This is a genomic window from Staphylococcus durrellii (genome assembly GCF_015594545.1).
GTDB classification, from domain to species: Bacteria; Bacillota; Bacilli; order Staphylococcales; family Staphylococcaceae; genus Staphylococcus; species Staphylococcus durrellii.
In genome coordinates, this window is the sequence record NZ_JADIIO010000001.1 from 1,801,094 (window position 1) to 1,811,901 (window position 10,808).

Genomic DNA, 10,808 nt, shown 5'->3' on the forward strand with positions numbered 1-10,808 from the left:
TACCTCCTATTTACCCCATTTTAATGTAATGGCACCCCAAGTAAGGCCACCGCCAAATCCTACAAAAACAAGGATATCATCATCTTTAATTTTGTTATTTTCTAATTCTTGAGCCATACTTAATGGTATTGATGCTGCAGATGTATTTCCGTATTTATTAACGGAAACGCTCATTTTCTCTTTATCTAGTCCTAAACGTTCACGTGCAGATTCCATTATACGTATGTTAGCTTGGTGAGGAATAAACATATCAACATCTTCAGGTTGTAAGCCTGCTTTAGCAACGGCTTTGTTTGAAGCTTCTCCCATAACTCTAACAGCAAATTTAAATACTTCACGACCGTTCATGAAAATTTTACCATTATCTGGATTTAAATATAAATATTCCCCTCCAGATCCATCTGAACCAAGTTCATAACTTAATATTCCTCTACCTTCAGATACTTCTCCAATGATAGCAGCTCCGGCGCCATCACCGAAAAGAATTGCTGTTGAACGATCTGTCATATCTGTAATTTTAGATAATTTATCAGCACCAACAACTAAAATATTTTTATAATCGCCTGATTTAATAAATTGTTGCGCATTAATTATAGCGTACATAAATCCACTACATGCTGCCAATTGGTCCATAGAAGGAACTTTACCTATACCTAATTTATTTTGCAACATATTAGCTACTGTTGGGAAAGCATAATCTCCTGTGGAGGTTGCAACCATAATCATATCTATATCTGTCGCTTCAATTCCAGCGTCTTCAATTGCTTTTAAACTTGCTTTATAAGCTAAATCTGATGTATCTTCATCTTCATTCGCCCATCTTCTTTCTTTTATACCTGTCATTTTAGAAATCCATTCATCTGAAGTTTCTAAAAATGATTCAAAATAGGCATTGTCTACAACATTTTCAGGTGCATAAGCCCCAAAACCTTTAATACCCACATTCATGGTCGTACACCTTCTTATTTTCAATTTTAATACCAGGTATTAATTTAACATAAATTTTAATCTAAACACAAGAACTTATCGCGATATAAAAGTAATTATGCTTTATACATTATAAATTACACGACGTTGTAACTCAAAACAAAAGTATAGATGTAAGCGATTAATACTATACAAACATTGCGCTTTTAATTATAATGTAACTATATATAATATATTGGAGGCATTACTAATGAAATACCTCGCTGTATTGGTTTGGGCAATCGTATTATTAGAAATGGTTAATTTTGTCTTAAATAGTTTAGAAGGTGGCGGAGCTTTAAACTTTGTGACACCTATTATAATTGCCGTTATTTTCACAATTTTTATAGTATTATTTGATTTGGTAATCAAGCCCAACAAACAAACCAAAAATGAACACTAAAAGACACCAACATGTTTGACATGTTGGTGTCTTTTATATGCTTTCTTAAACATTAGCTGTATCATTATTTTCTAAATCGAATGTTAAACCGTCATCAGTTAAATCAATATGAACGACAGTGCCTTCAGGTAAGTTTTCTCTAATCATTTTTCTAGCTAAAGGTGTTTCAATTTGTCTTTGAATAAAGCGTTTAAGTGGTCTCGCACCAAATTGAGGTTCATATGCTTCTTTACCTAACCATTCTTTAGCTTTATTTGAAACTTCGATTGTTATACGTTGTTCTAATAGTCTAATATTTAATTGAGTCAATAGTTTTTCTACTATCATACCCATATCGTCCACTGACAATGGTTTAAATAGTACAATATCGTCCATACGGTTTAAGATTTCTGGTTTAAAGTATTGATTTAAACTTTCCATTACTGCTTTTTCTGTAGCTTTAGTAATGACACCAGTTTCTTTTACATTTTCAAGTAACACTTGTGAACCTATATTACTAGTCATAATTATAATAGTATTTTTGAAATCAACGTTTCTACCTTTTGAATCAGTTAAACGACCTTCATCTAAAATCTGGAGTAACACATTGAAAACATCGCTATGTGCTTTTTCTATTTCATCTAATAGTATGACAGAGTATGGATTTCTACGTACTGATTCAGTTAATTGACCACCTTCATCATGGCCAACATATCCTGGAGGAGCCCCGATTAAACGTGACACAGAATGTTTTTCCATATATTCACTCATATCGATACGAATCATATGTTTTTCTGAATCGAAGAGAGTGGAAGCTAATGATTTAGCCAATTCCGTTTTACCTACACCTGTTGGTCCTAAAAATAAAAAACTGCCAATAGGTCTTTGAGGGTCTTTGATACCTGCACGCGCTCTTACAACTGCATCTGAGACTAAATCTACTGCTTTGTCTTGTCCGACTACTCTCTCATGTAAAATATCAGCTAAATTCAATAGTTTTTCACGTTCGGTTTCAACAAGTTTAGAAACTGGAATACCAGTCCAAGAACTTACTATATCGCCAATTTCTTCATCAGAAACAATCTCTCTAATAATTCGATCGTTATCTTCATTTTGTTCGTCTTGGAACGCAGCTTCTAATGCGCTTAATTCTTTTTCTAATTCAGGAATTTTACCATGTTGCAATTCGGCAGCACGTTCTAAGTTATAATTATTTTCAGCATCTTCTAGTGCTTTTCTACTTTCATCAAGTTCTGTTCTCTTTTCTTGAAGTTTTGCAATTTTCTCTTTTTCTTGTTCTACACGAGATGAAATTTCAGATTGTTTTTCTTTTTCATTTGCTAATTCTTCCTGTAACTCATGTAAACGTTGCTTACTTGCATTATCTGATTCATTTTTTAATGCACTTTCTTCAATTTCTAATTGCATTACACGGCGATTGACTTGGTCTAATTCTGTAGGATTAGAGCCCATTTCAGTACGAATTGTGGCACATGCTTGATCCACTAAATCAATCGCTTTATCAGGTAGAAAGCGATCAGTTATATAACGATCTGATAATTCTGCCGCAGCTACTAAGGCACGGTCTTGAATTCTTACTCCGTGATATACTTCGTAGCGTTCTTTTAATCCTCTTAAAATTGAGATCGTATCTTCGACATCAGGCTCTGATACGTTAACTTTTTGGAAGCGACGCTCTAATGCAGAATCTTTTTCGATATATTCTCTATACTCATTTAACGTCGTAGCACCAATACAGTGTAGTTCACCTCTTGCTAACATTGGTTTCAACATGTTACCCGCGTCCATAGCACCTTCTGTTTTACCAGCACCAACTAACATGTGTATTTCATCGATAAATAAAATTATTCTACCGTCTGAATCTTTAACTTCTTTAAGTACTGCTTTTAAACGTTCTTCAAATTCTCCACGATATTTGGCACCGGCTACAAGTGCACTTAAATCTAATTCGAATATCGTTTTATCCAGTAATGATTCAGGCACATCTTTACGCACGATTCTTTGTGCTAAGCCTTCAACTATCGCTGTTTTCCCTACACCCGGTTCACCGATAAGCACTGGGTTATTTTTTGTTTTTCTACTTAAAATTCTTATAGAGTTTCGAATTTCTTCATCTCTTCCTATGACCGGGTCCATATTACCTTGTCGGACCTCTTCAACTAAATCACGTCCATATTTCTCTAAAGTTTCATAGTTCACTTCTGGATTTTGTGATGTCACGTGATTCCCTCCTCTAATTTTTTTAATAATTTCTGTTACTACTTCTGCTTTATTTGCTACTGCTTGCTTTGTTGTTTCATCTATTGCTATCGCAGCTAATAGTATATGCTCCATAGATATATATTCATCATCATAGTCTTTCATATATGAATCGGCTTTAGTCAAAAGTTCATTTGCTTTGGGACTAATATACTGTCCATATTGAACGTTATCCCCTTGAACTAAAGGATAATCTTTTAATTTATTTTCATATTGTGTTTTTAATTGCTCTGTATCAATATTTGCTCTTTCTAAAACATTGTGATACAAACTATCAGTTTCAGACAATGCTGATATTAAAATCGCTTCAATTTCAACGTTTTGTAATTCATATGTTTGAGCTTGCTCAACCGCATTTTGTAATACGCTTTGCACTTTGTAGGTCATTTGATTTATATCCAATATTTTCACCCCTATACAATTAGCGTTAGGTCAAATCTATTTTGACTTTGACTTTCTTTGACCTTAATTTTATTATAGACTCTTTTACTTAAAGAATCAACTCGAAAGCATAAAAAAATACATCATTTTTATTATATTAATTTCCTCATTACTGCATAAAAAAACCGGTAACGTCCAATGTGAATGGTTACCGGTTTACTGTTATTTTTTTAATGCATTAATGATTTGATCGGTTAACGCTTCTACCCCTTTTTGTTCCAAATGGATGCCGTCTGGTGCAAAGTATTCAGTATGGCCTTCTGAAGCTTCATACCAATTTATTAATTTAACATTTGAATGCTCTTTAGCGGCTTGAGCGAGCAAATCATTCACATGTTGTTCGTACGGTCTTGGGACCCTGACGTTAATTAAATAGATGTCTGCCTCTCCTAGTCTATTAATTAATTCATCTAATTGACTTTTACTAAAATCACCATTAGTACCTAATTCGAGCACAACTTGGTCGCCTTTTTGAGTTTTATCTTTGTACTGATTATTAACTAATGGCAATGCTTCATATAGATTTCTTCCTACCTTACCATCTATATCAGCATTTGGTACTTTGTCTTTAAATGTGTTACCAATATCTACCATGACAGAATCACCTAATAGCAAAGGTGCTAAATCTTTTTTATCATCATCTTTTGTCTCGACTTGTTTATCTGTGTCTTTATTATGATCAACTCGTTTAGACTGAGTTGTTTTTTTCTCATTATTTGTAGAATGAAACGTTGTTTTCTTGTGAATAATATCATCTTCTCCCAATCTGTCGAATGCACCTAAAAAGACGAGTAGCATAGGTATACAAAAGCCTAACGTAACGATAGTTCTAATTAGAGAAGCTTTTAATAATTTAGCAAAATTAAATACACTAAAACCATGTTCCCTAAATGGTAATTCAATATATCTATATGATGATTCAGCTAAAATGATTGTTAAAATGATATCTATCATATATACGTATACAGGATATTGACCTGCTACATAATAAGAATGAATAAAACTTATTATTGGAAAATGCCAAAGGTATAGACTATAAGATCTTTTTCCTATGTAGATAAATACTTTATTCCCTAATAATTTAGCAAATGTATTTGTTGGATGTACGGCACTAGCAATAATTAACAGCGTCAAAGTCGAGATTATGTAAAACCCACCACTATAAATCCATTTATTGTCATCTTCCACAGTAAAAAATAAAATAATTAGAGTGATTAATGCGATAATTCCTGTAGTACTAATACTGTTTTGAAGTATTTTCGGTGGGTTTGCCTTTAACTTAAATGGTGGCCAAGCAAAAGCTAAAATCACACCAAGTAATAATGTTTGTAAACGCGTATCTGTACCGAAATATACCCGTGAGTTTCCAAATGTTATTGGAAAAATAGCTATCATTAAAATTAGTGATATTAACGAAATAATCCATAATATTAGCGTCACTTTTTTATAGCTTTTAAATTTTAGTAATAACAAAATAAGCACAAATGGGAAAAATAAATAAAACTGTTCTTCTATGGCTAAGGACCATAAATGTTTTAATGGCATAAATGCAAATTGTTCAAAATAATTTACATTTGTTGCTATGTACCACCAGTTTGACATATATAAGAGGGCTGCAATTGCGTCGTGTTTAACTTGGACAATGTGAGATGGTTTGAAAATTAGCGTAGTAATGGTAACTGTGAAAATTAATATTAACACAGCCGGAAGTAGCCGCTTAATTCGTCTAAGCCAAAACTGCTTTATTTTAATCGTTCCAGTTTCTTCATATTCACTTAGCAATAAACTAGTTATTAAATAACCTGAAATGACAAAAAAAGTGTCTACACCCAAAAAGCCACCGCTTAACCACTGTTTATTTAAGTGATAAATAATAATACCTAATACTGCAATGGCTCTCAATCCATCTAAACCAGGCAAATAGCGTTTAGGATAATGGTTACGGTTTTTAGTAGTATTGTTCGTTTTCATTTATAAACATCTTTCCTTACAATTTTTTCAATGTCAGGGATTTATAAATTGTAATACTTTTGTAATGAAATTGCAATTATTTTAATGATTTGCACAACTAAAAATATACTATATATTTTTTCACAAAAAAGTAGATGGCCATTACGTTTAAACGCAATGACCATCTAAGCTTAGTCGTGTATCAATTAAATAATTATCCAATACCTAATGCAATTTTTGCATAGCGAGACATCATATCTTTATCCCATGGTGGATTCCATACGATATTTACTTCTGTGTCTTGAATTTCAGGTAATTCGGCTAATACCATTTTAATTTGATTAATAATTTGTGGCCCAAGCGGACAGCCCATAGAAGTTAATGTCATTTCTACAGTACATATCCCTTCATCATCTACATCTACTTTATATACTAAACCTAAGTTAACAATATCGATACCTAACTCAGGGTCAATTACCATTTCTAAGGCATTTAAAATATTATCTTTTAATCCTTCGTCCATTTGTCTCACCTCTTTGTATTTAATCTCACTTATCAATATATCAAATATCTTACAAAACGCCAATAAAATGCTATGATATTGTTACGTTTTAATATACTTATTCCAAGGAGAAAGTTATGCAACCCTATTTAATTTGTCTAGATTTAGACGGTACGTTATTAAATGACGAAAAAGTCATTACACCATACACAAAAAAAGTATTAAATGTTCTTCAAGCAGAAGGTCATAAATTAATGATTGCTACAGGTCGACCATATCGTGCAAGCCAAATATATTATCACGAATTAAACATGGACACACCAATCGTCAACTTTAATGGTGCTTATGTTCATCATCCTAAAAATAGTACTTTCAAGGAAAAACATGAAGTTTTAGACCTGAATTTAGCTACGAGTATTATTCAATCTTTAAAAGATTACGGCGTGAGCAATATGATCGCAGAAATTAAAGATCATGTTTTTATAGAAAATTTTGATCAAAAATTGTTTGATGGTTTTTCAATGGGTAATCCCAAAATTGAAACTGGAAATTTACTGCACAACTTAAACACTTCACCTACTTCTATATTAGTTGAAGCAGAAGAAATCATGATTCCTAGAATCAAACAAATGTTATCAAGTTTTTATATGGAAAGCATTGAACACCGTCGTTGGGGGTCACCTTTCCCTGTAATTGAAATTGTAGGGAAAAATATCAACAAAGCACGTGGAATAGAAACATCTAAATCATATTTAGACATCGAGCAAAAGAATATTATAGCTTTTGGTGATGAAGATAATGATTTAGAAATGATAAAGTATGCCGAGCATGGTATAGCTATGGGTAATGGTTTATCTGAATTAAAAAATATAGCAAATGCTACTACATTCTCTAACAATGATGATGGCGTTGCGCATTACCTGAATGATTTCTTTAACTTAAACATTAAACAAGCACAATACATTAATACTAATGTTTAAAATTGCAGTTAATATCTAATAATCACTAAATTCAATTTCACTATACGTAGGAGGTTTTTATATGACCGAAATAATTGTCGTAGGCGCTGTAGCAGGAGGTGCAACTGTCGCTAGTCAAATACGCAGACTAGACGCAGAAAGTAACATTACTGTTTTCGAAAAAGATAGAGATATGAGTTTTGCCAATTGTGGTCTACCTTACTATCTCGGCAATGTCGTTGATTCCAGAGATAAACTACTCGCTACAACACCTGAAGCTTTCTACAAAAAGAAAAACATTAACGTTAAAACATATCATGAGGTTACGGCTATTGATGATGTCAATCAAACGGTTGCAGTTTATAATCACCTAAATAACGAAAGCACATCATTTTCTTATGATAAATTAATCTTAAGTCCAGGCTGTAGTGCTAATACACTTCCTTTAGATAGTAATATTGTCTTCACCCTACGCAATATGGAAGATACGGATGCTATTGAAAATTTCATCATCAACAACAATGTTCAACAAGCACTCGTCGTTGGTGCGGGTTATATAAGTTTAGAAGTATTGGATAATTTATATCATAGAGGCATAAATACAACGCTAATCCATCGCTCGAATAAAATAAATAAACTAATGGATCAAGATATGAATCAACCTATATTTGATGAATTAGATAAAAGAAATATTAATTATCGATTAAATGAAGAGATTAGCCAAGTCGAAGGCAATAAAGTTATTTTTAAATCTGGCAAAGAAGAAGTGTATGACATGATTATCACTGGTGTGGGTATTACACCAAATTCTAATTTTATTAAATCATCAAACATCCAACTAGATGACAAGGGATATATCCCAGTTAATGATAGATTTGAAACTAATATTAATAATATATATGCATTAGGCGATATTGTTACGTCTCATTATAGACATGTAGATTTACGTGCACACGTTCCACTTGCATGGGGTGCACATCGCGGTGCAAGCATTATTGCCGAACAAATAGCTGGTGACAAAGACATTCACTTTAAAGGATATCTAGGTGCAAATATAGTAAAATTTTTCGACTATACATTAGCCAGTTCTGGTATTAATACAGAAGAACTATCTAACTTCGATTATGAAATGCTCGAAATTAACGCTTCCAAACATGCGAACTATTACCCAGGAAATAGCAAAATTCACTTACGCGTCTATTTTGATAAACGTACAAGAAAAATAATACGTGCCGCAGCAGTCGGTATAGCAGACGTAGATAAGCGCATAGACATCCTTTCAATGGCCATGATGAATGAATTAACCATTGATGAGCTAACTGAAGTAGAGACAGCTTATGCTCCCCCTTATAGCCATCCTAAAGATTTAATTAACATTATTGGTTATTCCGCTCGTAACCAATAAAAAGTGTAAGACATAATTATCTTTGACTAATGCACATGGCAAATTCTATTGAAGTAACATAGAATTTGCCATATTATGTTTTATTATTAACTCAACAATACTTATTTAACAACTAACACAGATATGTAAAATTACAGAGCTATAAAATGTATTTATGCGAAACTCCTGGTGATGCAAGATGATTGAAGACTATACACTAAAACTGCTCACTTTAGGAAAGCGAGCATACTTTACTATACAAAAAAGCAATCAACGCGTTTAAAATATATACACGTTGATTGCCTTTTTAAAATCTTTACATCACAAAAATTTTTGATTACATACCGAATAGTTTTGAAATTGGACCCCACGGTAACATAACACCTAAAACCATCGTAATAACAATAACAATAATTGTCCACCATAGTAATCCATTAGTAGGCTGAGCTTTCTTTCGTTTAATTAATGTAGTTTCCATTAAAGCAATTGCAGCAAATCCCCCTACCATTTTAAATGTCAGTAACATGTGACTTCCACCATTGCTACCTGCTGAAAATTCTTGAATAAGCGTCCATAAACCTGAAAATAAAACCAATAGCATAAATAATCTCAATAACATATGTACTGATTTGTAGAAAGGCGTTGGTCCTTGCGTTTTTGATAAGTTAAAGTATGCTGCGAAAAATAAAATAATCGCTAATACCCAACTCAATATATGCATGTGTATCATGCTATCCCTCCACACAACTTTATATTTCTACAACTATTTTATCATATATCACTTATTACTCAATCAGTCTTTTCTTTTATATAAATATAATAAAAACAGGATAACCGCATATTCGCAGTTACCCTGTCACAAATTATACTAATTATTCATCTTTAGCAATGTAGTTTGTTAACGTACCGATATTATCAATTGTTACTTTAACTTCATCACCTGGTTGCAAAAACTTAGGTGGGTTCATACCTGCACCTACACCAGCAGGAGTACCAGTAGCAATAATATCTCCAGGGTGTAGCGCAACGTATTTAGAAATTTCTTCTATTAATTCATCTATTTTTAAAATCATTTGGCCTGTATTACCATCTTGACGAATTTCATTATTAACCTTAGTAACGATATTAACGTCTTCAGGTGTAGGTAACTCATCTTTAGTTACGATGTAAGGTCCAATCGGACAACCACCAGTTAAACTCTTAGATAAAAAGGCTTGGTCATGTGATTTTTGAGCATTACGGTCAGTCACGTCATTAATTATAGTATAACCATATACATAGTCTAAAGCTAAACCTTTAGGTATCTTCTCTCCATCTTTACCAATAACAATACCTAATTCACCTTCATAATCTAATTTATCAGTAATATCTTTATGATTTGGAATTATACTATTATCACCAGTTAATGAAGATGCCGCTTTAGTAAAGACATATAACCGTTGAACTTCATTATTTAATTCATTTGCATGATCTTGATAATTACGTCCAAAAGCAATTACATTATTAGTCGGTGTTACCGGTGGTAAAAATTCTATGTCTGAAAATTGCACTTTATAATCTTCACCTTTACCACTGTCTTCGGCAGCTACAACAGCTTTTCTCACTTGTTCTTGGAAATCAACTAATTGATTTTGTTGTAAACCATTTAACAACGTCTTCGGATGAAATTCACCTTCAGCAAAGTCTGCAAATACACGTTTTAAATCCCATGCAGCCTCTTCACGTTTAACTTTAACACCGTAGGATGTTTGACCTTCATGTCTGAATGATAAAAATTTCATTCACTATCAGCTCCTCAAATTTTATCTTACTTCATATTATAACTATAATTCTCATTAAATAACAAATAAATGAATAGGTTGACTTTGTTAAAATTCACAATAAATTTAGTTCGCTGTGTAACCGAATATCATTACATTATTATTGATAATTCCCTATGTTATT

The 10,808-nt window shown here is 32.6% G+C and carries 9 protein-coding genes; 3 read left to right on the forward strand and 6 right to left on the reverse strand.

Annotation, left to right across the window (positions count from 1 at the left end; translation table 11 throughout):
• Positions 1–6 precede the first annotated feature (6 nt).
• Positions 7–948: a beta-ketoacyl-ACP synthase III gene (locus tag ISP02_RS08645; RefSeq protein WP_195721167.1), complete on the reverse strand. Its 942-nt coding sequence runs from the start codon at positions 946–948 to the stop codon at positions 7–9.
• A gap of 229 nt (positions 949–1,177) precedes the next feature.
• On the opposite strand from ISP02_RS08645, the gene ISP02_RS08650 reads away from it, so the two are divergent.
• A complete protein-coding gene (locus tag ISP02_RS08650; protein ID WP_195721168.1) occupies positions 1,178–1,369 on the forward strand; it encodes a YjzD family protein in 192 nt (63 codons plus the stop codon).
• A gap of 45 nt (positions 1,370–1,414) precedes the next feature.
• Here the strand turns inward: ISP02_RS08650 and clpB are convergent, their stop codons facing one another.
• The 3 genes from clpB to ISP02_RS08665 all read right to left on the reverse strand — a co-directional run bounded on the left by clpB (position 1,415) and on the right by ISP02_RS08665 (position 6,542).
• The gene (gene clpB / locus ISP02_RS08655) at positions 1,415–4,030 is read right to left on the reverse strand and encodes an ATP-dependent chaperone ClpB (protein WP_195721169.1); all 2,616 of its coding nucleotides are present in this window, start codon (positions 4,028–4,030) and stop codon (positions 1,415–1,417) included.
• 201 nt (positions 4,031–4,231) lie between these two features.
• Positions 4,232–6,040, reverse strand: coding sequence for an acyltransferase family protein (locus tag ISP02_RS08660; protein WP_195721170.1), 1,809 nt, complete (start codon positions 6,038–6,040; stop codon positions 4,232–4,234).
• 193 nt (positions 6,041–6,233) lie between these two features.
• Positions 6,234–6,542, reverse strand: coding sequence for a metal-sulfur cluster assembly factor (locus ISP02_RS08665; RefSeq protein WP_195721171.1), 309 nt, complete (start codon positions 6,540–6,542; stop codon positions 6,234–6,236).
• 116 nt (positions 6,543–6,658) lie between these two features.
• Between ISP02_RS08665 and ISP02_RS08670 the strand changes: the two genes are divergently transcribed.
• Together ISP02_RS08670 and ISP02_RS08675 are read left to right on the forward strand one after the other, a co-directional pair.
• Positions 6,659–7,501, forward strand: coding sequence for a Cof-type HAD-IIB family hydrolase (locus ISP02_RS08670; RefSeq protein ID WP_195721172.1), 843 nt, complete (start codon positions 6,659–6,661; stop codon positions 7,499–7,501).
• 61 nt (positions 7,502–7,562) lie between these two features.
• Entirely contained in the window at positions 7,563–8,885 is a 1,323-nt protein-coding gene (locus tag ISP02_RS08675; protein WP_195721173.1) for a CoA-disulfide reductase, read from the forward strand.
• 316 nt (positions 8,886–9,201) lie between these two features.
• Here the strand turns inward: ISP02_RS08675 and ISP02_RS08680 are convergent, their stop codons facing one another.
• Together ISP02_RS08680 and ISP02_RS08685 are read right to left on the reverse strand one after the other, a co-directional pair.
• On the reverse strand, positions 9,202–9,594 hold the full coding sequence (locus ISP02_RS08680; protein ID WP_195721174.1) for a YisL family protein: 393 nt from the start codon (positions 9,592–9,594) through the stop codon (positions 9,202–9,204).
• A 142-nt stretch (positions 9,595–9,736) separates the two neighbouring features.
• On the reverse strand, positions 9,737–10,645 hold the full coding sequence (locus tag ISP02_RS08685; RefSeq protein WP_195721175.1) for a fumarylacetoacetate hydrolase family protein: 909 nt from the start codon (positions 10,643–10,645) through the stop codon (positions 9,737–9,739).
• Positions 10,646–10,808: the final 163 nt, after the last annotated feature.

Excerpts from the sequence above, each read along its gene's own strand:
- ISP02_RS08670 (WP_195721172.1), top strand. The coding sequence starts at position 6,659 with ATGCAACCCTATTTAATTTGTCTAGATTTAGACGGTACGTTATTAAAT.
- ISP02_RS08685 (WP_195721175.1), bottom strand. The coding sequence starts at position 10,645 with ATGAAATTTTTATCATTCAGACATGAAGGTCAAACATCCTACGGTGTT.
- ISP02_RS08675 (WP_195721173.1), top strand. The coding sequence starts at position 7,563 with ATGACCGAAATAATTGTCGTAGGCGCTGTAGCAGGAGGTGCAACTGTC.
- ISP02_RS08650 (WP_195721168.1), top strand. The coding sequence starts at position 1,178 with ATGAAATACCTCGCTGTATTGGTTTGGGCAATCGTATTATTAGAAATG.
- ISP02_RS08680 (WP_195721174.1), bottom strand. The coding sequence starts at position 9,594 with ATGATACACATGCATATATTGAGTTGGGTATTAGCGATTATTTTATTT.
- ISP02_RS08645 (WP_195721167.1), bottom strand. The coding sequence starts at position 948 with ATGAATGTGGGTATTAAAGGTTTTGGGGCTTATGCACCTGAAAATGTT.
- ISP02_RS08665 (WP_195721171.1), bottom strand. The coding sequence starts at position 6,542 with ATGGACGAAGGATTAAAAGATAATATTTTAAATGCCTTAGAAATGGTA.
- ISP02_RS08660 (WP_195721170.1), bottom strand. The coding sequence starts at position 6,040 with ATGAAAACGAACAATACTACTAAAAACCGTAACCATTATCCTAAACGC.